The sequence below is a fragment of the Mycobacterium sp. NGS57 genome (assembly GCF_059812405.1).
The window spans coordinates 80560-106371 of the sequence record NZ_JCALCP010000009.1 but is presented as its reverse complement, the minus strand read 5'-3'; the positions used below and the strand labels follow the sequence as shown (position 1 = coordinate 106371).

General features: G+C 68.9%; 26 protein-coding genes, 1 tRNA gene and 1 pseudogene. 17 read left to right on the top strand and 11 right to left on the bottom strand.

Going from position 1 to position 25812, the window contains the following annotated elements; translation table 11 throughout:
* Window positions 1-54: 54 nt before the first annotated feature.
* From AC5Y43_RS18235 to AC5Y43_RS18200, 8 genes and pseudogenes are all read left to right on the top strand, one after another.
* Entirely contained in the window at window positions 55-831 is a 777-nt protein-coding gene (locus AC5Y43_RS18235; protein ID WP_499974728.1) for a hypothetical protein, read from the top strand.
* Window positions 797-2005 (top strand): polyprenyl synthetase family protein, encoded by a 1209-nt coding sequence (locus AC5Y43_RS18230; RefSeq protein WP_499974726.1) that lies wholly within the window; start codon window positions 797-799, stop codon window positions 2003-2005. The genes AC5Y43_RS18235 and AC5Y43_RS18230 overlap by 35 nt, the downstream gene beginning before the upstream one ends.
* Window positions 2002-2469, top strand: coding sequence for a hypothetical protein (locus AC5Y43_RS18225; protein ID WP_499974724.1), 468 nt, complete (start codon window positions 2002-2004; stop codon window positions 2467-2469). Before AC5Y43_RS18230 ends, AC5Y43_RS18225 begins: the two co-directional genes overlap by 4 nt.
* Window positions 2466-2735, top strand: coding sequence for a hypothetical protein (locus tag AC5Y43_RS18220; RefSeq protein WP_499974722.1), 270 nt, complete (start codon window positions 2466-2468; stop codon window positions 2733-2735). Before AC5Y43_RS18225 ends, AC5Y43_RS18220 begins: the two co-directional genes overlap by 4 nt.
* Window positions 2732-3754, top strand: coding sequence for a hypothetical protein (locus AC5Y43_RS18215; protein ID WP_499974721.1), 1023 nt, complete (start codon window positions 2732-2734; stop codon window positions 3752-3754). The genes AC5Y43_RS18220 and AC5Y43_RS18215 overlap by 4 nt, the downstream gene beginning before the upstream one ends.
* Window positions 3747-4151 carry an SCP-2 sterol transfer family protein gene (locus AC5Y43_RS18210; protein ID WP_499974719.1) on the top strand — a complete coding sequence of 135 codons (405 nt, stop codon included), beginning with the start codon at window positions 3747-3749 and terminating at the stop codon, window positions 4149-4151. The genes AC5Y43_RS18215 and AC5Y43_RS18210 overlap by 8 nt, the downstream gene beginning before the upstream one ends.
* Entirely contained in the window at window positions 4148-7195 is a 3048-nt protein-coding gene (locus AC5Y43_RS18205) for an FAD-dependent oxidoreductase (protein WP_499974718.1), read from the top strand. Before AC5Y43_RS18210 ends, AC5Y43_RS18205 begins: the two co-directional genes overlap by 4 nt.
* A 27-nt stretch (window positions 7196-7222) precedes the next feature.
* A pseudogene (locus AC5Y43_RS18200) lies at window positions 7223-7336 on the top strand (nucleotidyltransferase domain-containing protein); the annotation flags it as partial.
* Between the two features lie 8 nt (window positions 7337-7344).
* Here the strand turns inward: AC5Y43_RS18200 and AC5Y43_RS18195 are convergent.
* A tRNA-Tyr gene (locus AC5Y43_RS18195) sits at window positions 7345-7430 on the bottom strand.
* Window positions 7431-7497: 67 nt separating this feature from the next.
* Here AC5Y43_RS18195 and AC5Y43_RS18190 point away from each other — a divergent pair.
* The 6 genes from AC5Y43_RS18190 to AC5Y43_RS18165 all read left to right on the top strand — a co-directional run bounded on the left by AC5Y43_RS18190 (window position 7498) and on the right by AC5Y43_RS18165 (window position 13576).
* Window positions 7498-7989: a YajQ family cyclic di-GMP-binding protein gene (locus tag AC5Y43_RS18190; RefSeq protein ID WP_499974716.1), complete on the top strand. Its 492-nt coding sequence runs from the start codon at window positions 7498-7500 to the stop codon at window positions 7987-7989.
* 54 nt (window positions 7990-8043) lie between these two features.
* Window positions 8044-8550: a hypothetical protein gene (locus AC5Y43_RS18185; protein WP_499974715.1), complete on the top strand. Its 507-nt coding sequence runs from the start codon at window positions 8044-8046 to the stop codon at window positions 8548-8550.
* 53 nt (window positions 8551-8603) lie between these two features.
* Entirely contained in the window at window positions 8604-9170 is a 567-nt protein-coding gene (locus AC5Y43_RS18180) for an RES family NAD+ phosphorylase (protein WP_499974713.1), read from the top strand.
* Between the two features lie 61 nt (window positions 9171-9231).
* Window positions 9232-10719: a flavin-containing monooxygenase gene (locus AC5Y43_RS18175; RefSeq protein WP_499974711.1), complete on the top strand. Its 1488-nt coding sequence runs from the start codon at window positions 9232-9234 to the stop codon at window positions 10717-10719.
* Between the two features lie 26 nt (window positions 10720-10745).
* Window positions 10746-11771 carry an NAD(P)H-dependent glycerol-3-phosphate dehydrogenase gene (locus AC5Y43_RS18170; protein ID WP_499974709.1) on the top strand — a complete coding sequence of 342 codons (1026 nt, stop codon included), beginning with the start codon at window positions 10746-10748 and terminating at the stop codon, window positions 11769-11771.
* Between the two features lie 230 nt (window positions 11772-12001).
* A complete protein-coding gene (locus AC5Y43_RS18165) occupies window positions 12002-13576 on the top strand; it encodes a SulP family inorganic anion transporter (protein WP_499974708.1) in 1575 nt (524 codons plus the stop codon).
* Between the two features lie 39 nt (window positions 13577-13615).
* Here AC5Y43_RS18165 and AC5Y43_RS18160 read toward each other — a convergent pair whose 3' ends face one another.
* From AC5Y43_RS18160 to grcC1, 3 genes are all read right to left on the bottom strand, one after another.
* A complete protein-coding gene (locus AC5Y43_RS18160) occupies window positions 13616-13903 on the bottom strand; it encodes a helix-turn-helix transcriptional regulator (protein WP_499974707.1) in 288 nt (95 codons plus the stop codon).
* A 23-nt stretch (window positions 13904-13926) separates the two neighbouring features.
* Window positions 13927-14781 carry a zinc metalloprotease HtpX gene (gene htpX, locus AC5Y43_RS18155; RefSeq protein ID WP_499974704.1) on the bottom strand — a complete coding sequence of 285 codons (855 nt, stop codon included), beginning with the start codon at window positions 14779-14781 and terminating at the stop codon, window positions 13927-13929.
* Window positions 14782-14856: 75 nt separating this feature from the next.
* A complete protein-coding gene (grcC1, locus tag AC5Y43_RS18150; RefSeq protein WP_499974703.1) occupies window positions 14857-15858 on the bottom strand; it encodes a nonaprenyl/(2E,6E)-farnesyl/geranylgeranyl diphosphat synthase in 1002 nt (333 codons plus the stop codon).
* 21 nt (window positions 15859-15879) lie between these two features.
* Between grcC1 and menJ the strand changes: the two genes are divergently transcribed.
* From menJ to AC5Y43_RS18135, 3 genes are all read left to right on the top strand, one after another.
* A complete protein-coding gene (gene menJ, locus AC5Y43_RS18145) occupies window positions 15880-17100 on the top strand; it encodes a menaquinone reductase MenJ (RefSeq protein WP_499974701.1) in 1221 nt (406 codons plus the stop codon).
* A gap of 86 nt (window positions 17101-17186) precedes the next feature.
* Window positions 17187-17861, top strand: coding sequence for a class I SAM-dependent methyltransferase (locus AC5Y43_RS18140; protein WP_499974699.1), 675 nt, complete (start codon window positions 17187-17189; stop codon window positions 17859-17861).
* A 17-nt stretch (window positions 17862-17878) separates the two neighbouring features.
* Window positions 17879-18214, top strand: coding sequence for a DUF732 domain-containing protein (locus tag AC5Y43_RS18135; RefSeq protein ID WP_499974698.1), 336 nt, complete (start codon window positions 17879-17881; stop codon window positions 18212-18214).
* Window positions 18215-18305: 91 nt separating this feature from the next.
* Here the strand turns inward: AC5Y43_RS18135 and AC5Y43_RS18130 are convergent, their stop codons facing one another.
* Genes AC5Y43_RS18130 through AC5Y43_RS18100 form a run of 7 tightly spaced genes read right to left on the bottom strand, consistent with a single transcriptional unit; the run spans window position 18306 to window position 25774 of the window.
* On the bottom strand, window positions 18306-18995 hold the full coding sequence (locus AC5Y43_RS18130; RefSeq protein ID WP_499974697.1) for a demethylmenaquinone methyltransferase: 690 nt from the start codon (window positions 18993-18995) through the stop codon (window positions 18306-18308).
* Between the two features lie 22 nt (window positions 18996-19017).
* Complete coding sequence (locus tag AC5Y43_RS18125) at window positions 19018-20145, bottom strand: glycosyltransferase family 4 protein (protein ID WP_499974696.1); 1128 nt, start codon at window positions 20143-20145, stop codon at window positions 19018-19020.
* 38 nt (window positions 20146-20183) lie between these two features.
* Window positions 20184-20705 carry a DUF3592 domain-containing protein gene (locus AC5Y43_RS18120; RefSeq protein ID WP_499974695.1) on the bottom strand — a complete coding sequence of 174 codons (522 nt, stop codon included), beginning with the start codon at window positions 20703-20705 and terminating at the stop codon, window positions 20184-20186.
* Window positions 20702-22351: a 2-succinyl-5-enolpyruvyl-6-hydroxy-3-cyclohexene-1-carboxylic-acid synthase gene (menD, locus tag AC5Y43_RS18115; protein ID WP_499974694.1), complete on the bottom strand. Its 1650-nt coding sequence runs from the start codon at window positions 22349-22351 to the stop codon at window positions 20702-20704. The genes AC5Y43_RS18120 and menD overlap by 4 nt, the downstream gene beginning before the upstream one ends.
* A 47-nt stretch (window positions 22352-22398) precedes the next feature.
* Entirely contained in the window at window positions 22399-23187 is a 789-nt protein-coding gene (locus AC5Y43_RS18110; protein ID WP_499974693.1) for an alpha/beta fold hydrolase, read from the bottom strand.
* Window positions 23184-24119, bottom strand: a complete 936-nt coding sequence (locus AC5Y43_RS18105) for an o-succinylbenzoate synthase (protein ID WP_499974986.1) — start codon at window positions 24117-24119, stop codon at window positions 23184-23186. The genes AC5Y43_RS18110 and AC5Y43_RS18105 overlap by 4 nt, the downstream gene beginning before the upstream one ends.
* A 50-nt stretch (window positions 24120-24169) precedes the next feature.
* Window positions 24170-25774: an amidohydrolase gene (locus AC5Y43_RS18100; RefSeq protein WP_499974692.1), complete on the bottom strand. Its 1605-nt coding sequence runs from the start codon at window positions 25772-25774 to the stop codon at window positions 24170-24172.
* Window positions 25775-25812: the final 38 nt, after the last annotated feature.

The following is a 25812-nucleotide window of genomic DNA, read 5'->3' as shown; positions in this document are numbered from 1 at the left end:
TCCATTGCTGACCTCGTCTGCCATGATTTGGGCGACAGTCAGGAGGGTCCACCGATGTACCTGAACGCTGAGCGGTTGGCCGTTGCCAACCAGGCAGTCAAAGAGACGTTCTCGCAGTGCAGCATTGCCTGGCAGACGATCCCGCACTGGGACACCGGTGACCCCGGCCAGGTCTGGGTCTCCGACGGCATCCTTTCGCCTCCGGGTGTTGTGCAATTGCAAGTCAAGTCGTCGAAGATCGACATCTCAGTCGCGCAGGCGATGGCGCCGACCCCCGACGCGCTCCTCACCGCGGTCATGGCGGCGGCGAAGGACCTCGCCCAGCAGGTCGACGCCGACGTCCTCCCGTATGTCTATGGGAAGGCGACGTTGACGAGCATCACGAAAGCAACCATCACCCCCAAGGACCTGCAAGATCCGCTGCTCGACGCCCGGGTGGCCATCGAAAATGCCGGGTATCGGGCGCCGTCCTGCCTGGTCACCAACACCGATGGGCTCAAGAAGCTCAACGAGTTCGTCAGTGGGTACGTCAACATCCTTCAGCAACTGATGCAGGTGGCGAACATCAACGCGCTACACCGGGCCGAAGCGGTCGACCCGCCCGATCCCAAGACCCGTTTGCTCGTGATCGGCCGCCGGCGGCGGATCCCCCACGGCGCGGCGGCGGAAGCGTCGCCCGGCGAAGAACCGGTGGACCTCGCGGTCAGCCTTTTCCCCAGCCTGGAGGTCGCCGGCGAAATCACCGGGGCCGCAATCGAGCTCTACGCCCGGATCCGTTATGCGACAAGGGTCACGGATGCTGCAGGCCTCGCTGCTATCAGCCACGCCTGACCGACTCGGCGGCGGTATCAACCCGACGGCCGGCAATCCGCTCGACGAGTATCTCGCGCTGTGCAAGGAGGCCTGCGACGGCGAGATCGACCGGCTGTACGGCCCGGGCGAGCGCGGATCCAACGGTCTGTATGACCTGATCCTCGACTACCCGCTGCGCGGCGGAAAGGCGCTGCGGCCGACACTGAGCATCGCGACCTGCCTCGGTCTCGGCGGTCATCTCGAGGCGATACTGCCGACCGCCGCGACGCTCGAGCTCTACCACAACGCATTTCTCATCCACGACGACATCGAAGACGAATCCTGGTGGCGGCGAGGCAAACCCACGTTGCACATCGACCACGGCGTCCCGATCGCCGTCAACGTCGGCGACGCCATGCTGTCGCTGTCATTGCAGCCCCTGCTCGACAACGTCGAGCGCATAGGGCTCGGGGCCGCCCTACGCATCCTGCGGGCCGTCGCCACGATGACCCGGCTGACCGTCGACGGCCAGGCCGTCGAGCTCGAGTGGGTCCGGTCGAACGCCTGGCGGCTCGAGGACGCCGACTACCTCAGGATGGTGGAACTCAAAACCAGCTGGTACTCGTTCATCACACCACTGCAGGCCGGCGCGATCGCGGCCGGCGCCGGACCCGCGAGGATGGCGCCACTAGAGTCCCTGGGCAGGCATCTCGGGGCGGCCTTTCAGATCACCGACGACCTGCTGAACCTGCGGGCAGATCCCGAGGAGTACGGCAAAGAGATCGGCGGCGACCTGTGGGAGGGCAAGCGAACCCTGATGCTGTTGCACACGTTGCGGTGCGCCGAACCGGGTGACCGGGATCGCGCCGTGCAGGTCCTGTCCAAGCGCCGGCCCGACGCCGACGGCGAGTTGGGGCTGACCCAACTGCTCGATCGGCTCACCGCCCGCGGCGAACTGTCCCAGTCCGGCCGGATGGAGATCGAGGCTCGCCTGCGGGGGCACCATCACTCGGAATCCAAGAGCCTCAACGATATTCATTGGCTTTACGAATTGATGCGCCGCGTCGGCTCGCTCAAGCACGCGCGGGATGTGGCCGCGGGGCATGCCCAGAAGGCGGCCAGCGTGCTCGCAGGTCTCGACTGGTTCCCACCCAGCCGCCACCGAGACGTGCTGGCCGACCTCGTGGACTACGTGCACGGGCGGACCCGATGACCCCCCGGCATCCCGAAGCCTTGCTCGGCATGCTGGCCGAGCTCGAGCGGATCCGCGAGCTCACTCTCGACCTCGTCGAGCGGGAGGCGCCGGGGTTGCACCCCGCTCCTTCCGACGAGGCCGGCCAGAAGGAGCGGTCCGTGTTCGACCTCCTTCTCGGCGCGCGGCGTGCGGTCCTGGGCAACCCGGCGGCCGCCCGCGGGCTGCACGACCTGCTCGTTGCCGAGGGCCGCCGTTACGCAGACACGCCCCGCGGGGCGCGCCTGCGCGACGGGCTGGTGGCGTCCGAAGCGGTGGAGAACCTGCGGCGCGTCTGGGAGATGGTGAGCCTCAACGTCCTTGACGGCCCCGCCGCGCCCAATGCCAGTCCCGACGCCTGGGCGGAACTGGTGGCCGACGCCGTCATCGGCGGCGGTCTCGACGATTCCGTCCTGGATCGCCTGCGCCCCGAGGGGTTCGTATGACGCTGACCGATCCGCGCGAAGCCCTCGCCGACCAGGCCGATTTCATCGGCTATCTGCTTGGCCTCGCCGGGCTGGCCGGGGTGGTCCACACCCTGGCCGCCGATGGTGCCCACCGATCCGGAAGTTCCCGCGACCCGGACGACTTCGTGCACGCCCTGCTCGGGCTGGCGAGCATCGGTGCGGCGATCGAACGACTCGCCAATACCGCTGCCGCACGAGCGAACCCAGTGGCGTCAGCCCCCTCGACTCGACGGTGGCTGCGATGAGCGCAGTGCTCGCGCGCAGCGACTTCCTCCGCGCCCCGGTGCTGGCCAGTGCCCGGCCCCCGGGTTTCAAGGAGTGGCACCACTTCGTCGTTCACGGGCGAGACTTCCGGCTCTTGATCAACTTCAGTGTCACCAATGAAGCGTCCGGCACGGGTGAATTCCGGCTCACGCCACGCGTCATCGTCATCGCTCACGACGACAGCTGGACCGGTGCCATCGAGCGCTTCGACGACCGTGCGCTGAACGTCTCGGCCGATCTGGGTGAGCTGACCGCCGGTGACAACCGCATGACCGTGCTACCCGAGGGCTACCGCGTAATAATCGGCCTGCCCGACAAGGGCATTCACGGCGAATTGCACTTCAGCTCGGCCAGCCGGCCATTCGTGGCCCGCAACCAACCACTGGGCGATGGCCGGGTCAGCTGGCTCTTCGTACCGAGGCTGCGCGCCGAAGGATGGCTACGAATCGGCGGCCGCGAGCACCGGATGGAAAGCGACCTCGCCTATCACGACCACAATTGGGGCCGGTTCTGGTGGGGAGGCGACTTCGGCTGGACGTGGGGCACCATTCTGCCCGCCGACCACTTGGACCCGTGGTCGATGGTCTTCCTGCAGACGACCGACCGAAGCCGGCTGCGCTGCCTATCCCGGGCGCTCTACGTGTGGCACCACGACGAGCCCGCGGCGATCTTCCGGCACGCGGCGGTGCAGACGCGAACCGACGGCCCGCTCGCCCGCCCGGCGGACTGCACCTTGCCGCCCCCGATGCGGCTAGTGCTGGACGGCGAGGCGCCCGGCGTGCCGGAACGCTTCGACATCACCGCGGCGCGGGCGGGCGACCGGGTGCACGCCGAGTTCCGTGCGCGTTCCTATGCCCGTCTGGCGCAGCCGAGCGAAGTGTGCCTCGACGGATCGACCGTGCTCTGCGAAGCAGACGGTACCGTCCGGGCAAGCGGCACGGTCAAGGGTGAGGACTTCCAGTTCGTCGGTACCGGTGTATTCGAGTTTTTCCATGGCTGAACGGATTTCGTCGCTGTTGCGGCGCTCGGTCGAGCACCTGGCGGACGAGGTGCCCGAAAGTTACCGTTTGCTACTCGCACGGATCGGCCCCATGGTGGTCGAACTCGACGTCGACGGCGAGGTGTTCTCACTTCGCGGCGGCGATCGGCTTCACGTATCCGACGGTGCGGCGCAGACGCCCGGGGTCCGGATCGCCACGTCACGAGTCACCATCCTCGACCTGCTCGACGCCCGGGTGACGCTGGGCGCGGCGGCCGAGGCGGGCACGGTTGGGGTTCACGGTTCCCTCGACAACGTCCAGCGCGCGCACGACTCGCTGCTGGCATATGTGCACGCCGCGGTCCGGGCGTCCACGCAGCCCGGTCTGCTGTCCGAGTTGCGGTCGGGGGCGCCATGAACGAGCAAATCTGCACGCCGGCGTCCCGCGGCCGGCGCCCCACCGTGGCGGTCCTCGGGGCCGGGATCGCCGGCCTCACCGCCGCCCACGAGCTCGCGGAGCGCGGGTTCGTCGTCACGGTGTACGAGCCCCGATCGGACGAGCGCAACGGACTGGACACCGCGCCGGCGGGAACGTACCCACCCGTCAAGCTCGGTGGCCTCGCCGCGTCCCAGTACTCGACGGTGGGAACGCGCGACGGAAGCCAGGCCGAACTGCGCCCGTTCCCGGATCGGCGGGGCCGGCCTCACGACCCCCGTCGAGCGGTTGCGGGCGAACATGGCTTCCGCTTCTTCCCGGCGTTCTACTTGCACATCTGGGACATGTTCCAGCGCATCCCCGTCTACCAGCCCACGCACGCGGCCGACGGCACAGCATGTTGGACGCCTACGCCGCGCACCATCTACGACAACGTCCGGCGGGTCGTCACCCAGGGCTCCACCGTCGGGGGCAAGCCGTCGCTGGTTTTTCCTCGCGAATTGCCACGCAGCCCCGCCGAGTTTCTCGGAATCCTCAGTCAAATAACGACATTGGGCTTCACAGCGAGTGACGTCGCTACCTACCTGAGCAGGCTGCTGCGCTACCTCGTCACCAGTCCCCTGCGACGCGCGCGGGAGCTGCAAAACGTGTCCGCCTACGACTTCTTGGTCGGACACGACAACCAGACCGGAACCAACAGGTTCTCCTACTCGCCACGCTGCACCGAGCTGTTGCGCTCGATGCCAAGGGTTCTGGTCGCTCTCGACTCGGTCTGGGGGGACGCGCGCACCAACCTCAGCACCGATCTGCAGCTGTACCTGAACATGGACCGTCGCGACAACAAGGCCGACGGGGTACTGAACGGACCCACCACCGAGTCGTGGTTCGACCACTGGTACCGCCACCTCGTCGCGCTCGGGGTGTGCTTCGTCCGCAACGCGGCGACCCGCCTCGACCCGCTCACCGCCGATCCGACCCAGCCACCCCATCTGCGGCCCCGCGTGCGGATCACGTTGGCCGACGGCACGCGGGTGACCCCGGACTACACGGTCGTCGCCGTCGACGCCCCCGCGGCCGAGTACATGACCACCGCGCTGCGCGCGGCGGGTACCGGCGGCACCGTGGCCGGGCTGGACGGTTTTGCCACCTCTCCTCCCCCGCCCGACGGTCCGCTGCAGCCCGCCGCGACCCGGCCCACGCGGCGGCGGGATCCGTACTCGTTGGCGGAGACGGGACGGGTGCCCTGGGACCGATTCCAAACGCTGTGCGGCATCCAGTACTACTTCGACACGGAATTTCAGCTGCTCCGCGGACACATGCTGTACGCCGGCACGGATTGGGCGCTGTCGTCGATCAACCAGGCTGGATTGTGGGAGAGGAAGCCGATTTTGGGCCGCGACGGCCACGTCTCGGTGCTCTCGGTCGACATCGGGGATTTCAACACTCCCTCCGCGCACCTGGGCAAGGCGGCGCGCGATTGCACCCCCGACGAAATCGCCGCGGAGGTGTGGCGCCAGATCGTTTCCGCGCTCACCAGCAATCCCGGATCCGTCGGGCAGGAGGTCATGCCGTGGCCCGCGTGGTACGCGCTCGATCGCGGATTGATCATGGCCGCCGGACCCGGTCAGGGCCAGGGCCGCGTGGTTCGCAACGAGTCGCCGTACCTCGTTCCCATCGTCGGGGACTGGAACAACCGCCCCAGCAGCGACCCGTGGAATCCGCACGGGACGTCGTGGAGTAGTGCACCGCCGGAGGATTGGTGGCTCGCAGATCTCGAGCAGCGCAACGTCTGGCAGGCCCGCCACGGCGGCTATCAGGTGCACAACAATTCGGTGGTCTTCGCGGGCACGTGGAACAAGACCTTCACGCGGGTCACATCGATGGAGTCTGCGTGCGAGTCGGGACGCCACGCCGTCAACGCCATCCTCGACCACTACATCTGGGTTGCGTCCGGCGGTCTCGACCGCAGGAAGAAGACCACACTCGACTGGGACTTTCCCTTCGGCTTCCTCGATCAGGGCCTGTCGAGCCCGATTCGGATGCCGACACCGGCCGGTGACTACTGCTACGTGTTCGACATCGAAAACCGCGAGCCCGCCGACACCCGGGTGTTACGCACGCTCGACTCGCAATACTGCCAGCGGTCGCTGCCGCACCCCTTGGATTGCGCCCTCCCCCCGTCGTTTATCCCGCCACCCGCTGGAGGTCAGGAAATGTTCATGCCCGCAACCGATTACAACCAGCAGATGCTCGCCTATCTGCAGACGTGGCGACAACTGCTGGAACAGTGGACGACGATGACGGCCGGACAACCGTTCCCGACCGCCCCGATGCCCGCGATGCCGTTCATCCCGCCGGGAGGGCAGTTCATGCCGCCCGCGGCGCCGTTCATGACGCCGCCCGCGGTACCGTTCATGCCGCCCACCGCACCGGTTGCGCCGACGCCGCCCGCGCCGGGCGACTACACGCAGCAATTGTTCAGCTATCTCTCGGCGTGGCGGCAGCACCTCGAGCAGATGGCGGGGGCCGCACCGGGATCACCGCAGGCGCCGGCCCCGCAGACGCCGGCCCCGCAGGCGTCGGCCCCGCAGCCGTCCGCCCAGTCCGCCGCCGGCGGCACGGGCCAGCACGTGCGCCCGCCGGACGTGCCGATTCCGCCCGACGATGACACCGGCAGCAGGGGCCCCGGCGGCGCGGCCCGCAAGAATACGGACCCCGCCTGGCCGCCGCGGCTGGTGGATATCGAGCCCAGCAGCTATGGCGGCAGCCAAGTCGTAAGCGTCGACTTCGACCCGTTGGGCCCGGACGACCCCTTCCGGGAGCCACAGCTGCTCAATCCGCCCGAATACGACTTCGGATCTCAAATCGACGGCCCGCACCGTAGAACCGCGACGCCGATCCACCACGAAGCCGCCCTGCCCGTGAATTCGGCATTTCGCGGCGCGATGGAGCGGGTCGATCTCGCGGCATCGTCGCAAGTCGCACCGAGATCGCTTTTCTCCGTTGGCGAAACGCCCGCGCCCTGATGCGTGAGCGTCAGGCCGATACAACTCGGTGAGCCCCTACTGAGTGACGTGGCGAAGCACGGACTGACCGTCGCCGGGACACGAGCATGGCTCAATAGTCAACTGCGCCCGATCGGAAAAGCGGCGGCGGGCCGAAAAGCCCCTCACCTTGGTGGCAGGTACTGGATTCGAACCAGTGTAGGCGTAAGCCGACGGATTTACAGTCCGCTCCCATTGGCCGCTCGGGCAACCTGCCGCCAGACAGGTTACAACGAGCGGGTAGACAAGGCACAAACGGCTAACGGGATGAAGGGACGGATCGCATGGCTGACTCATCGTTCGACATCGTCAGCAAGGTCGACCGCCAAGAGGTCGACAACGCGCTCAACCAAGCCGCCAAGGAGCTGGCCACCCGCTTCGATTTCCGCGGCACCGACACCACGATCGCGTGGAAGGGCGACGAGGCGATCGAGCTGACGTCGTCCACCGAGGAGCGCGTCAAGGCCGCCGTCGACGTCTTCAAGGAGAAGCTGGTCCGCCGCGACATCTCGATGAAGGCGTTCGACGCCGGCGAACCGCAGGCCTCCGGCAAGACCTACCGGGTCAGCGGCACCCTCAAGCAGGGCATCAGCAGCGAGAACGCCAAGAAGATCACCAAGCTGATCCGCGACGAGGGTCCCAAGAACGTCAAGACCCAGATCCAGGGCGACGAGGTCCGCGTCACCAGCAAGAAGCGCGACGACCTGCAGGCCGTCATCGCGATGCTCAAGCAGGCCGACCTGGACGTGGCGCTGCAGTTCGTCAACTACCGGTAACGTTCAGATCGTGCAGTCGGTATAGATGCACGAAACGCATGTAAAATCGCTTGCATGACCACTGTTGAGGACCTGGAGGCCGCAGCAGAGCGCATCCGCGAAAGCGCACAAGCCGTGGGTGCCGCGCTCGCATCGGTCGCCGTGTACACCGAGCCCGCTATCGCCCGGGCCGTGCAAGCCGAACACAACCTCTACGCACGAATCGCCGCCGAGTTCGGCATGCTGACCAGCACCGAAGCCGGCAAACGGATGGGGTCGCGGTCGCGCGCACCGCGCAACCTCGCCACCACCGCCCGACGCAACAACCAGTTGCTCGCCGTGCGCCAGGGCAACCACCTCGCATATCCGGGGTTCCAGTTCGGACCGGACGGGCAGCCGCTCACCGTCATACCCCGGTTACGCGAGATCGCGGAGGCCAACGACTGGTCGGAGGCGGGTCTCGTGCAGTGGCTGTGCTCGCCGACGACCTACTTCGACGGGGATCGACCGGTAGACCACCTCACCGAGGACCCGGACCGCGTCGCCGCAGTGGCTGCGGAGGACTTGGCCATCTCGTGGTGAAAGGGCCGCCGACCCCGTTCGACCCGGCCATCGAGACACTGCCCGCGGGACATTTGCTGTATCGCGTCTTCACGGCGAGTCGCACGCCTACCGAGTTCAACCCTGGTATCGGCGCTTCGACCCGGTTCGGCTTCTTCGGTAAGCCGGTGATACCGATCTTGTACGCGGCGGAGACCGAGGAGGCGGCGATCGCCGAAACGCTATTGCACAACGTACCGCCCGAAGGGGGCGAGCTGTCCTACGACAGGTACTCCCACACGGCGCTCGCCCTGATCAAGGTCACCCGCGAGCTTCGCCTCGCCGCCCTGCACGGCATGGGATTGCGGCGCCTCCAGGTCACCGCCGACGACGTGACGTCGAGCCCGGCCTCGACCTATCCGGACACCGTGCGCTGGGCCGAAGCCGCGCATGGGATCGGCGTGGACGGCATGGTGTGGATGTCGCGACTATGCAATAACGCCAAGGCGTACGTCTTCTTCGGCGACAGATGCGGCGGGACCAAGGGGGCGTTCGCTCAGGACAGCTCCCACGCGCGCATCTTCGCCAGCGCCGCGGATCAAATGTGGCTGATCGACATGTGCGCACCGCTACACGTGGATGTTCTTCTGAAACCGCTGTAACCGACCCACCGGCGAGTATCTAGGCTGCATCATGAGACCCCAGATGTAAGCGAGGTTCGCGATGACCGTGAGTCCACAGGACGACCAGTTCGACGTCATCATCGTCGGCGCGGGCATCTCCGGGATCGACGCGGCCTACCGCATCGCCGAGCGCAACCGCGGTCTGACCTACACGATCCTGGAGCGGCGCGCGCAGATCGGCGGCACCTGGGACCTGTTCCGCTATCCCGGGGTCCGCTCCGACAGCAGCATCTTCACGCTGTCGTTTCCGTTCGAGCCGTGGACCCGCAAGGAGGGCGTGGCCGACGGCGAACACATCCGCGAGTACCTGACCGCGACCGCGCACAAGTACGGCATCGACCGTCACATCCGGTTCAACAGCCATGTCGTCGCGGCGGACTGGGACTCGTCCACCGACACCTGGACGGTCACCGTCAACGAAGAAGGCGGTGCCCGACGAAGCTACCGCGGCCGCTTCGTGTTCTTCGCCAGCGGCTACTACAACTACGACGAGGGCTACACCCCGGACTTCCCCGGCATCGAACGGTTCGGCGGCACCGTCGTCCATCCCCAGCACTGGCCCGAGGACCTCGACTACAGCGGCAAGAAGGTCGTCGTCATCGGCAGCGGTGCCACCGCCGTCACGCTGCTCCCGTCGCTGGCCGAACGCGCCGGCAAAGTGACCATGCTGCAGCGCTCGCCGACGTATCTGATCTCGGCGTCCAAGTACGGCAAGGTGGCTGCGGTCTCCCGTAAACTGCTGCCGCGCAAGCCCTCTCACCTGGTGATCCGGATGTACAGCGCGCTCACGGAGGCGGTGTTCTTCTTCTTCTCCCGCAAGGCGCCGGGCCTGGTGAGGCGGATGCTGCGACGCAAGGCGATCAACAGCCTGCCCCCCGGCTACGCCGTCGACGTCCACTTCAAGCCGCGCTACAACCCGTGGGACCAGCGGATGTGCCTGATCCCCGACGCCGACCTCTACAACGCCCTCAGCGACGGCGGCGCCGAGGTGGTCACCGACCACATCGACCACTTCGACGAGACCGGCATCGCGCTCGAATCCGGCGGGCACCTCGACGCCGACATCATCGTCACCGCGACCGGCCTGCAGTTGCAGGCTTTGGGCGGGGCGGCCATCAGCGTGGACGGCGTGGCGATCGACCACCGTGACCGCTTCGTCTATAAGGCGCACATGCTCGAAGACGTCCCGAACCTGTTCTGGTGTGTGGGCTACACGAACGCTTCGTGGACGCTGCGGGCAGACATCACCGCGCGGGCGACGGCAAAACTGCTGGCGCACATGGCTTCCCACGGCTACACGCACGCCTACCCGCACCGCGGCGACGAGCCGATGGACGTCAAACCGTCCTGGGACATCGCGGCCAATTACGTGAAGCGCTCGGGGCACGCGCTGCCCAAGTCGGGCACCAAGCGGCCGTGGAACGTGCGGCAGAACTACCTCGCCGACGCCCTCGATTACCGGTTCGACCGCATCGAGGAGGCGATGGTGTTGGGCCGCGTGCCCGACCGCGCGGCGCTGGCCGGGTAGACCCGCGCGGGCATACGCTGATCGCCATGGCAGCTGACAAGCGCGAACCCAGAGTCGTAGTCCTCGGTGGCGGTTCGTGGGGGACCACGGTGGCGTCCATCTGCGCGCGCCGCGCGCCGACGCTGCAGTGGGTGCGCTCGGAGGCCACCGCCAAGGACATCAACGACAATCACCGCAACAGCCGATACCTCGGCAACGACGTCGTCCTGAGCGACACGCTGCGCGCCACCACCGACTTCGCCGAGGCCGCCAACTCCGCCGACGTCGTCGTCATGGGGGTGCCGTCCCACGGCTTCCGGGGCGTGCTCACCGAGCTGGGCAGGGAGCTGCGGCCGTGGGTGCCGGTGGTGTCCCTGGTCAAGGGCCTCGAGCAGGGCACCAACATGCGGATGTCGCAGATCATCGAGGAGCTGCTGCCCGGTCACCCGGCGGGCATCCTGGCCGGGCCGAACATCGCCCGCGAGGTGGCCGAGGGCTACGCCGCCGCCGCGGTCCTGGCCATGCCCGACCAGCACCTGGCGACCCGGCTGTCCGGGCTGTTCCGGACCCGGCGCTTCCGCGTGTACACCAGCGACGACGTCGTCGGGGTGGAGATGGCCGGCGCGCTGAAAAACGTCTTCGCCATCGCCGTGGGGATGGGCTATTCGCTGGGAATCGGCGAAAACACCCGCGCGCTGGTGATCGCGCGTGCGCTGCGGGAGATGACCAAGCTGGGCGTCGCGATGGGCGGAAACCCCGACACCTTCCCCGGGCTTGCCGGCCTGGGCGATCTGATCGTCACCTGCACCAGCCAGCGCAGCCGCAACCGCCACGTCGGCGAGCAGCTCGGCGCGGGCAAGCCGATCGACGAGATCATCGCCTCGATGAACCAGGTCGCCGAGGGTGTCAAGGCGGCCAGCGTGATCATGGAATTCGCCAACGAGTTCGGGCTGAACATGCCGATCGCCCGCGAAGTGGATGCGGTGATCAACCACGGCTCGACCGTCGAACAGGCCTATCACGGCCTGGCCGCCGAGGTGCCCGGACACGAGGTCCACGGCTCAGGTTTCTGAACCGGCCTCTTTAACGGCACGTAACGAAAAAATTTGGATTCGCTATGGCCGGGCCCTGTCGGCTTGACCCGCGCTTTGCCCGACCATACCGTCGTACCAGGTAGCCGGGCTGTGACCCGCCGATTCGCGCAGTCGTAATCGTCTGTGCGCCAACGAGCTACGCCGACGCAGCGCAATCCGGGGCGAATATTCGGAACATCCCCCGCTAAGACCAACGAGGGAAAACGCCGATGCAAAACGTTCGAGACACCGAAAACGTCGCACAGCTTGACGATCAAGGGGTCAGCCAGGGGCGCAACGGATCACAGACCGATCGCATCCGGTCGATCATCCGGCACGACCTGCCGTCGTCGCTGGTGGTTTTCCTGGTTGCGCTTCCGTTGTCGTTGGGGATCGCGATCGCGTCGAACGCCCCGGTTCTCGCCGGCCTGATCGCCGCGATCGTCGGGGGCATCATCGCCGGAGCCATCGGCGGATCACCGCTACAGGTCAGTGGTCCCGCGGCCGGCCTGACGGTGGTGGTGGCCGACCTGATCGCCCAATTCGGTTGGGGGATAACCTGTTTGATCACGGCCGCTGCGGGCGTGTTGCAGGTCCTGTTGGGACTGAGCCGGGTCGCGCGAGCGGCACTGGCGATCTCACCGGTCGTCGTGCACGCCATGCTGGCCGGCATCGGGATCACGATCGCGCTGCAGCAGGCACACGTCTTGCTGGGCGGGAAATCCAAGAGCACCGCGTGGCACAACCTCGTTGGGCTACCGGGGCAGATCATCGGAGCGCACCGCCCCGGGGTGCTGCTGGGTGTGGCGGTGATCGTCATCATGGTCGGCTGGCGTTGGGTTCCGGGCCGACTGCGCTTCATTCCGGGCCCCCTGGTCGCGATCGTGGGGGTGACGGTCGTCTCGGTGGTCTTGCCGTTCCAGGTGCGACGCATCCACCTCGATGGGTCACCGCTGGATGCGCTGCAGTTGCCCGACATTCCGCACGGCAACTGGGGCGCGGTCGCGATCGGCGTGATCACCGTCACGCTCATCGCCAGCGTCGAAAGCCTGCTGTCGGCGGTTTCGGTCGACAGGATGCACACCGGCCCGCGCACCGACTTCGACCGCGAGCTGATCGGGCAGGGCACCGCCAACCTCGTTTCGGGGACGATCGGCGGGCTGCCGATCACCGGCGTGATCGTCCGCAGCTCAACCAATGTCAACGCGGGCGCAAAGACCCGCGCCTCAGCGCTCATGCACGGCGTGTGGATCCTGCTGTTCACGGTTCCGTTCGCGGGGCTGGTCGAAGAAATCCCGACCGCAGCGCTGGCCGGGCTGCTGATCGTCATCGGCATTCAGCTGCTGAAGCCGGCACACATCGAAACGGCAATGAAGCAGCGGGATCTCGCGGTGTACGTGGTGACCGCGGTCAGCGTCATCTTCCTCAACCTGTTGCACGGCGTGCTGATCGGGCTGGCCCTGGCCATCGTGCTGACCGGGTGGCGGGTGATCCGGGCCAAGATCGAAGCCAAGCCCGTAGGCGATGAATGGCACGTGCTGATCGAGGGGCCCGCATGCACCTTCCTCGCCCTGCCCCGGCTGACGCGCGTGCTGGCGTCCGTCCCGGCCGGATCGGAGGCGACGGTGGAACTTTCGGTCAACTATCTCGATCACGCCGCACACCAGGCGATCAGCGACTGGCAGCGCCAGTTCGAGGCGACCGGCGGCACGGTGCGGATCCGTGGGTTGTTCGAGACGGGTCACCTTGTCCGCCGGCACACCTCCGAGCTGGTCGAAGCCGAAAGGTCCGGGGCCGCCGCGTAATTGGGCGCCTGCCTTAAGCCGGACAGCGGGGAGCGTCGCTCAGTCGACGTCGATGCGGATGTGCAACCGCTTGCCACACACTTGGGCAAGGCGGGCCAGCACATCCACCCGCGGCACCTCGGTCCCGGCCTCCCAGGCGGCGACGGCCTCCTGCGTGGTGCCGAGCGCCTCGGCCAACTGGGCCTGGTTCATGTCGGCACCGGCGCGTGTCTCGAAGATCAAATCGGGCAGATCCAGTGCCAGCCCGGCTTCGTGAATATCCATTGAGTTGGCTTCCGGCATTGCAATCAACGGCTTTCGTAGTTGGTCGGTTCGAGATCGAAACATCCAACCCCGATTCTACGCCGCCGCTACCGTCCGGCCATCTCCTCGAGCCGGCGGATCCGGTCCTCGATCGGCGGGTGCGTCGAAAACAGCGACCCGATCTTCTCTCCCGCGCGGAACGGGTTGGCGATCATCAGGTGCGCCTGGCTGGCCAGCTGCGGCTCCGGGGGCAGTGGCGCGGCCTGGACCCCGCCGGATATCTTGCGCAGCGCCGAGGCCAGCGCGAGCGGGTCGCCGGTCAGCACGGCGCCCGACTCGTCCGCCTGGTACTCGCGCGACCGGGATACCGCGAGCCGGACGACGGTCGCGGCGATCGGACCCAGTAACGAAACCAGCAGCAGCGCAAAGGGATTCTCGCCATCGCGATCGTTGCCGCCGGAGAACATTGCGATGTAGGACAGCGCGGTGATCACCGAGGCCATGGCGCCGGCGACGCAGGAGATCAGGATGTCGCGGTTGTAGACGTGCGAAAGTTCGTGACCCAGCACTGCGCGCAGCTCGCGCTCGCTGAGGATCCCGAGGATGCCAGTGGTGCAGCACACCGCGGCGTTGCGCGGGTTGCGACCGGTCGCAAACGCGTTGGGGGCGTTGGTGTCGCTGATGTACAGCCTCGGCATTGGCTGGTGCGCGGAGGTGGCCAACTCGCGCACGATCCGATACATCGCCGGCTCCTGCAACTCGGAGACCGGCTGCGCGTGCATGGCCCGCAGGGCCAGCTTGTCGCTGTTGAAATAGGTCCAGGCGTTCATGCCGATCGCGAATAGCACCGCCAGCCACATCGCGGTCCTGCCGAACAGCGAGCCCACCAACACGATCAACACGGACATACCGACCAACAGGGCGAAGGTCTTCAGCCTGTTGGCATGGGGATGCCAGGTCATCGGTGCCCTCCTAGGAACATCCGTTCATTGTCGACCATTCAACGCCCCAAACGCCGGCTAAGGTTCCGTGCCGCCCTAGCCGTGTCGGCTGACCGTGTAGTCGACCAGCGTCTCCAGCGCGCGGCGGCCCGGGACGTCGGGCAAAAGGGCCAGCTCCCGGCGCGCCTGCTCCGCATACTGCGTCAGGAACTGCTTGGCGTTGGCCATGCCGGGCGAGGTCCGCAGCAGCGTCAACGCCTCGGCCACCAGCCCGTCGTCCTGAACGGGACCGGACAGCAACTCGCGCAGCCGCACCGCCCCCGGTTCGCGCAGCGCATAGACCATCGGCAAGGTATGTACGCCCTCGCGGATGTCGGTCCCGGGCAGCTTGCCGGACTCGTGCGAGTCGCTGTCGATGTCGATGATGTCGTCGGAGATCTGAAACGCGGTGCCCACGAGGCCGCCGAGCCGGCTCAGCCGCTCCACTTGATCGCCCTCGGCGCCGGAGAACATGGCGCCGAACCGGCCCGCCGCCGAAATCAGGCACGCCGTCTTCTCGTACACCACCTTCAGGTAGTGCTCGACGGGATCCGCGCCCTCGGGAGCGCCCCGCCCCTCCCGCATCTGCCCGGTCACCAGTTGGGCGAAGGTCTCGGCGATGAGCCGCACCGCCTCCGGTCCCAGCCGCGACACCAGCCGCGACGCCGTCGCGAACAGGTAGTCGCCGGCCAGGATCGCGACGTTGTTGCCCCAGCGCACATTCGCGGTGGGCGTACCGCGGCGGACCTCCGCCTCGTCCATGACGTCGTCGTGGTAGAGCGTGGCCAGGTGCACCAGTTCGATGACGGCGCCGGCGATGGTCACCGCATCGGCTTCCGGGTCGGGACCGATCTGCGCGGACAACACCGTGAACAGCGGCCGGAATCGCTTGCCGCCGGCCTTGAATAGGTAGGTCAGCGAGTCGGTCATCACAGCGTCCGCGCTGCGCAGCTCGGTCTCCATGAGCTGCTCGATCCGCTCGACACCGTCGCGCACGGCCACGGCCAACTCGGCATCTCCGAAGTCGATGCCCGCCACCACGGTCGCCGGAGTGCTCACCCGACCAACATACTGGTGGGCATGAAGATCGGGGCCGACGTGGTGGTCGTGGGCGCCGGGCCCGCGGGTTCGGCGGCCGCGGCCTGGGCCGCCCGCGCCGGCACCGACGTGCTCGTCGTCGACTCCGCCGGCTTCCCGCGCGACAAGGCGTGCGGTGACGGGCTGACCCCGCGCGCCGTCGACGAGGTCGAACGACTGGGGCTGGGCGCCTGGCTGGACACCCGCATCCGCCATCGCGGCCTGCGGATGAGTGGCTTCGGCGGCGAGGTGGAGGTCGACTGGCCGGGGCCGTCGTTCCCGTCGACGGGCAGCGCGGTGGCCCGCCTCGAGCTCGACGACCGGATCCGCAAGTGCGCCGAGGACTCCGGGGCACGGATGCTGCTGGGCACCAAAGCCGTTGCCGTCCATCATGACTCGTCGCGACGGGTGACATCGCTGACGCTGGCCGACGGCACCGAGGTGGGGTGCCGCCGGTTGATCGTCGCCGACGGGGCCCGATCAACGCTGGGCCGCAAGCTGGGGCGGCGCTGGCATCAGGAGACGGTGTACGGCGTGGCCGCGCGCGGGTACCTGACCACCCCGCGGAGCGACGACCCATGGCTGACGTCGCATCTGGAGCTGCGCTCCCCCGACGGCGCGGTCTTGCCCGGCTACGGCTGGATCTTCCCGCTGGGCAACGGCGAGGCGAACATCGGCGTCGGCGCGCTGTCGACGTCCAAGCGGCCCGCGGACCTGGCGCTGCGGCCCCTGATCTCCTACTACACCGACCTGCGCCGCGACGAGTGGGGCTTTGCCGGCGAGCCGCGGGCGGTGGCGTCGGCGCTGCTGCCGATGGGCGGCGCCGTCTCCGGGGTGGCCGGGCCCAACTGGATGCTGATCGGCGACGCCGCGGCCTGCGTCAACCCGCTGAACGGCGAGGGCATCGACTACGGCATGGAGACGGGACGGCTGGCCGCCGAACTGCTGGATTGCCCCGACCTGTCGCAGGTCTGGCCGTCGCTGCTGCAGCAGCACTATGCGCGCGGGTTCTCGGTCGCGCGCAGGCTGGCGTTGCTGCTGACGTTCCAGCGGTTTTTGCCCGCGACGGGGCCGGTCGCGATGCGCTCGACGCGGCTGATGAGCATCGCCGTGCGCGTGATGGCCAACCTGGTCACCGACGACGACGCCGACTGGGTGGCGCGGGCGTGGCGGGGCGGGGGACGCCTGTCCCGGCTGCTCGATCGCCGAACGCCGTTCAGCTGAGCCAACTTCGGGAAGCACGCGGCCGTCGCTCGGCTACTATATCAATCTTGTTGACATATATCAGCACGGTTGATATAAATGAGGGCATGACCCAACCACTAGATTTCGAATTCGAAACCGCCTACCGCGGTGAATCCGCCCAATTCGGCGCGGGGGTGCGGCCGCCGTGGAGCATCGGCGCCCCGCAGCCCGAGCTCGCCGCCCTGATCGAGCAGGGCAAGTTCCACGGCGACGTCCTCGACGTCGGCTGCGGCGAGGCCGCCATCTCCCTGGCGCTGGCCGAACGGGGGCACTCGACGGTGGGCCTGGACATGTCGCCGACCGCCATCGAGCTGGCCCGCCGCGAGGCCGAGCGGCGCGGCCTGAGCAGCGCGAGCTTCGAGGTGGCCGACATCAGCTCGTTCACCGGGTATGACGGACGGTTCAACACCATCGTCGACAGCACCCTGTTCCACTCCATGCCCGTGGAGCTGCGCGACGGCTACCAGCAGTCGATCCGGCGGGCGGCCGCACCCGGCGCCTCGTACTACGTCCTGGTCTTCGACAAGGCCGCGGTGCCCGAGGGCCCCATCAACGCCGTCACCGCCGACGAGCTGCGCGAGGTCGTGTCCAGGTACTGGGCCGTCGACGAGATCAGGCCGGCCCGCATCTACGCCAAGCTCCCCGAAGGCGCCCCGGAGATGCCGTTCCCCGGCCTCCGCGACGAGCCGAACGGCCTCAAGTCGGTGGGCGCCTGGTTACTCTCCGCGCACCTGGCGTGAGGTGTATAGTCCGGCTAATGAAGGCTTCGAGGCTGGCTTCGCTCATCGCCATGGCGGGCGCCGCTATCGCATTGGCGGCGCCCGCGCAGGCCGATGACTACGACTACACGTTCAAGCAAACCGTCAACCACTTCGGCGTTTACGGCCCGCAGGACCAGCTCGCGTGGCTGGCCAAGATCAGCTGCGAGCGGATCGGCCGCGGCGTGGACGGCGACGCGTACAAGTCGGCCAACTTCATTCAGCACAACCTGCCGCTGGGCACCACCCAGGGCCAGGCGTTGCAGTTCCTGGGCGCCGCGGTGGATCACTACTGCCCCAACCAGGTCGGCTTCGTCCAAGCGGCCGGCCGCTAGAGCGGCTTATGGCCGCGAGAGTGCAACTACCGACACCCTCTCTCGGGCGATGTGTCGGTAGTTGCACTTTGGCGGACCAAAGCGCAGCCCGCTAGAGCGGCTTGTAGCCGGCGTGCAGGGCGACGATGCCGCCGGTCAGGTTGCGCCACCGCACCGCCGACCACCCGGCCGCCGAAATTTGGTGCGCCAGCGTGGGCTGGTCGGGCCAGGCCCTGATCGACTCGGCGAGGTACACGTAGGCGTCGGGGTTGCTCGATACCGCCCGCGCCACCCGCGGCAACGCCCGCATCAGATATTCCTTGTAGGCGGTGGCGAACAGCGCGTTGGTGGGCGTGGAGAATTCGCACACCACCAACCGGCCCCCCGGGCGGGTGACGCGGAACATCTCGCGCAGTCCCGCCTGGTGGTCGACCACGTTGCGCAGCCCGAAGCTGATGGTGACCGCGTCGAACACCGCGTCGCCGAACGGCAGCCTGGTCGCGTCGCCCGCGACCTTGGGCACCCGGCGGCCCGCGCCCGCGCCCAGCATCCCGGCCGAGAAATCGGCGGCGACACACCAGGCCCCGGATTTCGCCAGCTCCACGGTGGAAACCGCGGTGCCCGCCGCGAGGTCGAGCACCTTCTGGCCCGGCCCGATCCGCAGGGCCGCGCGGGTGGCCCGCCGCCAGTACCGGTCCTGGCCCAGTGACAGCACGGTGTTGGTGAGGTCGTAGCGGCGGGCGACGCCGTCGAACATCGACGCGACGTCCCGGGGGTTCTTGTCCAGCGCCGCGCGACTCACGCGAAAGACGCTACCTTCCGGATCAGGCGGCGGCCGCCGCGCGCCTGTAAAGCACGGCCTCGTAGTGGCCGAGCAGCTCGTCGCAGATGACCGGCCAGCTGCGGTGCAGCACGCTCCGTCGGGCGGCCGGCGCGTAGCGGTGCCGCTCCGCGAGCAGGTGCGCGACGGCGGCGGGCAGCCGGGCCTCGAACTCGTCGACTCCCAACAGCAGCCCGGTGCGGTACGGGGCGACCAGGTCGCGCGGGCCGCCGGCGTCGGGTGCGATCACCGGCAGCCCCGACGCCAGCGCCTCCTGCACGGCCTGGCAAAACGTCTCGTGCTCGCCGGGATGCACGAAGACGTCCATGCTCGCGTACGCCGCGGCGAGCTCGTCACCGTAGCGCGTCCCGGTGAAAACCGCTGTGGGCATGGCGGATTGCAGCTTCTGGCGGTCGACACCGTGGCCGACGACGACAAGCTGCACGGAATCGTCGGCGCTCAGCGCGACCAGCCGCTCGACGTGCTTCTCCGGGGCGAGCCGGCCCACGAACCCCACGATCGGCTTGCCGGCCGGCGACCACCGCCGCCGCAGCTCCTCGCTGCGCGCCGACGGCGCGAACCGCGCTACGTCCACCCCGCGCGCCCAGCGGTGCAGCCGCGGGAATCCTTGGGCGGCAAGCTTTTCCATGGTGGCGCTGGACGGCGCCAGGGTCCGGTCGGCGAGGCTGTGCAGGTGGCGAAACCACGCCCGCGCCGCCCGCGCCGTCATCGGGATGCCGTAGCTCGCCGCGAATCCGGGGACATCGGTCTGATACACCGCGACGGTGGGTACGCCCAGCCGCCGGGCCGCCAGCACCCCGCCGTAGCCGAGCAGCGCCGGCGAAGCCAGGTGCACGACGTCCGGGTCGAATCCGCGCAGCACGCCGAGCATTCGGGGCATCGGCACCCCCAGCGGCAGCGTGGTCACCCCGGGGAACATCCGGGAAGGCACGCGGTGCACCCGGATGCCGTCGTGAATGCGGTCGGCGGGGGGCCGGCCGCGCGGGTTGTCGGGCGCGATGACGAGGGCCTCGTGACCTGTGCGGCGCAGATGCTCGACGATGCGCAGCACCGAATTGCTCACCCCGTTGACGTTGGGCAGGAAGGATTCGGCGACGATGGCAACGCGCACGACACCAGGATGTCAGCGTCGGCTGTCGCCCGGGTTGCCTAAGGGCGTACGGCGGGCGAAATCTGCTGGTCGTGGCGGTCCAGCCACCGGTCCAGCAGCGCCAGGCCGGCCAGGGCCGCCGCCGCGATCAGCCACGCCGCCACCGCGATGGATCCCGCCGGAATGATCGCCAGCCCGGCGTTGCGGTGCTGCACCCGAACCAGGTTCGGGTTGTTCTTGTTGTATTCGACGTAGATCCGCATGCCCGTCGCCAACTGGGACGGATACAACACGCCGAGCTCGGGTCGGTAGGTGACGCGCTCGGGTGTGACGAACTCGATGGTGGAGCGCCGCGGCCCGGCGCTGAGCACCTCCGCCTGCGCCACCCCCATGTTGTGCTTGATGGCCAGGTCGTCGCGCCATGCGCCGGCCACCAGCAGTACCGACTGCAGCGTGACCAAAGCGGTCACGACCAACACCGCAATCCGCAACCACCGCAACACGATCCGGCTGCGGGTCGTCGGCGGCTTATCGGTGCGGCCATGAATGAGTATGTGCAACAACACTTTTGGCGAGATCAAAGAGCCGCCTTGATGGCGGCGTGCAGCTGGCGCAGCGAGGACCGGTCCGCCTTGACCTCCAGCACCCGCAGGCCCGGCGCCGGCTCGTCGAGGGCCGCGCTGAGCTCGCCGACCTCGATCTGCCGGCTCTCCACGTGATAGGCGCGGCACAGCGCCCCGACGTCGACGTCGTGCGGGGTGCCGAAGATCCGCGACGAGACGTCGGAGAACCGGGGGTCGCCCTGCTCGAGCAGCTCGAAGATGCCACCGCCGTTGTCGTTGGACACCACGATGGTCAGCCGCTGGGGCGTCGGCTCGGTGGGACCGATCAGCAGCCCGGAGCTGTCGTGCACGAAGGTGAGGTCGCCGATCAGCGCGACGGTGCGCCCCCGGTGCAGTTCCTCGAATGCCAGCGCCGCCCCGATCGCCGTCGACACGGTGCCGTCGATGCCGGCCACGCCGCGGTTGGACCGGACTGTGATCTGTCCGCGATGCCTCGCGGACCCAAGCCCGACCAGCGCCGCGTCGCGGACCGGGTTGGACGCGCCGAGCACCAGCTGGTCGCCCGGGCGCAGCGCGTCGGCGACGGCCGCGGCGACGTGCAGCCCCGTGGTCAGCGGGTGTGCGGCGAGTTGGGTGCGCACCGCGTCGTCGGCGTGGCGGTTCATCTCCGCGCAGCGCTGCAGCCACGCCGGGCTGGGGGCGCCGGTGGTGACCGCCCGGGTGCCGGTGGCCTGCGAGTTGCCCGAGACGTCCGGCCAGCGGGGCCCGGTGGTCAGCGCGTACACCGGGACCTGCGGGTCGGCCAGCAGCGCCGAGACCGGCCGGTGCAGCGTCGGGCGGCCGAGCATGATCACCTGCTTCGGACGGAGCAGCCGCAGCGCGAGGGGATGCAGCGGGTTTGCCACCGGTGGGGCCGTCGGCTCGGCGACCGTGGGCAGGCCCTCCAGGTTGGGGTGGGCGCCGGCGCCGTGTCCGGCGATGACGACTGTGTCGGGCGTCAGGTCGATTTCCAGCGGCTGGTCGAACGTGACCGGCGGCGTGTACGTCCACGGCTTGCCCTCGGGCCGCCCGGGCGGGGTCGCGGCGGCGTGCGGCTCGGGGTCGGGCACCAACGGTTCGCGCAGCGGGATGTCGAACTGCACAGGTCCGGCGTTGGCGGTGCGAGATCCGGTGGCGGCGGCCAACACCCGGCAGGTGGCCGATCGCCAGGTGGCGTTGAACTCCGGCATCCGCTCGGGCGCGTCCTCGGCCAGGCCCAGGCTGATGGTGGCGCGCACCTGGGTGCCGAAATAGCCCAGTTGTTCCATGGTCTGGTTGGCCCCGGTGCCCAGCAGCTCGTAGGGCCGGTTGGCGCTGAGCACGATCAGCGGCACCCGCGCGTAGTTGGCCTCCACCACCGCCGGACCGAGGTTGGCGACCGCGGTGCCCGACGTCATCGCCACGCACACCGGCGCGCCGGCGGCGATCGCCAGGCCGATCGCCAGGTATCCGGCGGTGCGTTCGTCGATGCGCACGTGCAGCCGGATCCGGCCGGACCGGTCGGCGTCGGCCAGCGCGAACGCCAGCGGCGCGTTGCGCGACCCGGGGCACAGCACCACGTCGCGGACGCCGCCGCGGATCAACTCGTCAACGACGACGCGGGCCTGGGTCGTCGAGGGGTTCATCAGTACAGCGTGTCACAACCCGCAAAACGGGCGCCGACCGTGGAGTTTTAGGCGCGGACGCCGGCGAGGAACTGCAGCGCCGCGGAGTTGACGGCCTGCGGGCGCTCCAGGAAGCCGAGGTGGCCGGCATCGGGGATCTGCAGGTAGCGGCCGTTGGGGATGGCGTCGGCGACCTCGCGGCCCAGGTAGGGCGGCGTCACCACGTCGTCGGCGAACCCCATCACCAGCACCGGCGTGGCGATGCTGCGGTAGGCGGACAACCGGTTGGTCTGCGGGGACACGTCGAGCTGGCAGCGCAGCCCCGGGGTTTGCTTGACCGGCCACGTGCAAAACATCGCGATCCAGTCGGCGACGGCCGCGTCGTCGTTGATCGTCTTGCGCGAAAAGCTTTCCAGCAGACGGTTTCTCGCGTCGACGGTGGGTGGCAGCTGGATCCCGGAGGCGTACAGCTCGACCTCGGCGTCGTAGAAGAACTTCCGCGCGCGGTCCAGCCGGCCGCGGGTGGCCATCAGCACGGCGGAGGAGACCAGTTCGGGGCGGGCCACCATCAGTTCCTGCGCGATGTACGCGCCCATGGACGCCCCGACGACGCGCGCGGGGGCGGCCCCCAGCGACTCGATCAGCGCGGCGGTGTCGGCGACCATGGTCTGCGTGGTGAAACCCTCGGCGTTTTCGGTGGCGCCGATCCCGCGGTTGTCGAAGGTGATGGCCCGGTATCCGGCCGCCAAAAACGCCGGTACCTGATGCGGGTGCCAGGTCCGCCCGGCGCCCCCGCGGCCGGCGATGAAAACGACGGGTTCCCCCGACCCGCGGTCGTCGTAAGCCAGGTTGATCACCCGCACGACGGTACAAGTAGCGGATAGCAGGCCTTGACCCGGTCGATCCACCACTGCCGCCGCCTCACCGGTGCGGCCAGCGCCCCCAGCCGCGCCGGGTCGGGTGTCACCGGGCCCACCGGCAGGTGGCCGTCGACGGGCGCTGTGACGTCCGAGACGTCGGCGACGTCCTCGAGGAACAGGCGCCCGGTGCCCAGCCCGCACGCGTGGCGCAGCTGCGGCAGGGCTGCCGCGGCCGTCAGCCCGTGGCCGATGCCGACCGCCGAATCCAGCGCGCTGGACACCACGACCGGGATGTCGATCTGGGCGGCGATCGCAAGCAGCGCCGAAACACCGCCCAGCGGAGCGACTTTCAGCACCGCGATGTCGGCGGCGCGGGCCCGCACGACGGCCAGCGGGTCGTCGGCCTTGCGGATGCTTTCGTCGGCGGCGATCGGCACGCGTGGCATGTCCGGCCGCGCGCGCAGCGCGGCGAGTTCGGCGACGGTCGCGCAGGGCTGCTCCAGGTACTCCAGCGGGCCGTCGGCGGTCAGCGCGGCCGCGGCCCGCGCCGCCTGCTCGACGCTCCAGCCACCGTTGGCGTCGATGCGCACCGTCGGGACCAGTTGGCGCACCGCGTTGACCCGCTCGACGTCGTCGGCCAGCGTCTGACCGGGCTCGGCCACCTTCACCTTTGCTGTGGCCGCGCCGGGAAACCGGGCCAGCACCTCGGCCACCTGGGCGGCGGGCACGGCCGGGACGGTGGCGTTGATCGGGATGCGGTCGCGCCGCACCGGCGGTGGCGGGCGGTATGCGCCCTCGATCGCCGATGCCAGCCAGTGCGCGGCCTCGTCCGGGCCGTATTCCACGAAGGCCCCGAATTCGCCCCACCCGGCCGGGCCGTCGATCAGCGCAAGCTCGCGGGTGGTGATGCCGCGGAACCGCACCCGCATCGGCAGCGCCACCACGTGCAGGCGCTCCAACAGGTCCTCGAGCGACGGCGTCACGCGCCGTACACCTGGCGGCCGGCGAGATACGTCGCGCGGATCTCCAGATCCGCGATCCGCTCGGGCGGCACCGTGCGCGGATCGGCCGACAGCACCACCAAATCCGCGTACTTGCCGACCTCGAGCGAGCCGATCACGTCGTCGGCGAACAGCTGCCAGGCGGCGTCGATCGTCTGCGCGCGGATGGCCTGTTCGACGGTCAGCCGCTCCTCGGGTCCCAGCACCCGGCCACTGGGCGCGGTGCGGGTCACGGCCACGCTGATGTTGCGCAGCGGCTCCTCGGGCGTCACCGGCGGGTCGTTGTGCAGCGAGATGCGCATGCCGGTGGCCACCGCGGAACCCGCTGGCATCCAACGGGATCCGCGTTCCGGCCCGAACAGGCCGTCGACGAGGATGTCGCCCCAGTAGTGGATCTGGTCGACGAAGATGCTGCAGGTGACGCCGAGGTCGGCGGCGCGTTGGAGTTGGTCGGGCCGGATGGCGCCGACGTGCTCGAGCCTGAGCCGGTGGTCATCGCGCGGGTGCCGGCGCAAGGCTTCCTCGTACACGTCGAGGATGGTGTCGACGCCGGCGTCGCCGTGCACGTGGCAGGCCATCGGCCAGCCCAGCGGGAAGTAGGCGCCGACGATCTCGTCGAGCTGCTCTTTGGTGTAGTTGGCGTGCCCGCAGGAACCGGGGATAACCCCGATGGTCCGGGTGGCCGGCGTGTCCAGATACGGGAAGGACAGGGCGATGTTGCCCACCCACGGCGAGCCGTCCACCCAGATCTTGATGCCGACCTGGCGCAGCATGTCGTCGCCCTCGCCGGGGGCGGCGTCGGTGCGCATCTGTGGATTGGAGATCTCATAGGTGCGCAGCCGGACCGTGAGCTCGCCCCGCACCTGCTCGACCAGCGGCCGAAACGCCGGGTCGAAGGCCATCTCCGAGCAGGTGGTCAGCCCGGCGCGGTTGAGCCGGGCGCACTCGGCGAGCAGCAGTGCCGGGGAATCGCCGGGGTGGATGGCCCCGGCCAGCAGCGGAAACACCGCGCCGGTTTCCTCGGCCGTGCCGTCGAGTTCACCGTGGGCGTCGCGGCCGTACTTGGCGCCCTTGGGGTCTGGAGTGTCGCGGGTCAGGCCGGCCTGCCGGGCGGCGTGGGAGTTGAAATAGGCCTTGTGCCCGGAGTTGTGGATGATCACCAGCGGCCCGTCGGGCGCGATCCCGTCGAGCCAGGCCAGCGTGGGCTGCGGAAGCCCGTTCTGCAGCAACGGGTCCCAGCCGTTGAGGTAGGCCCCGGCGCCCCCTCGGGTTTTCGCCTCGCGGGCGACGGCCGCTACGACGTGATCGGCGTCGCGCACGGTCACCGGCCTGATATCGACGATCCGGTCCGACAGCGCCATCGCCTCCATCAGCGGATGCCCGTGCGCCTCAACGAATCCCGGCATCACGCAACCGTCGCCGATGTCGACGGTTTGCGTGTCGGGACCGACGAGACCCGCGATTTCGGAGCGGGCGCCGACGGCGACGATCCGGCCGTCGGCAACGGCCAGCGCCTCGGCCGTGGGCCGCGCGTCGTCGACGGTCAGCACGGTTCCGCTGACGACGAGATCGGCATCGGCCATAGGCACGGATGCTAGTGGCCGGAGGGCGCGACGGACCC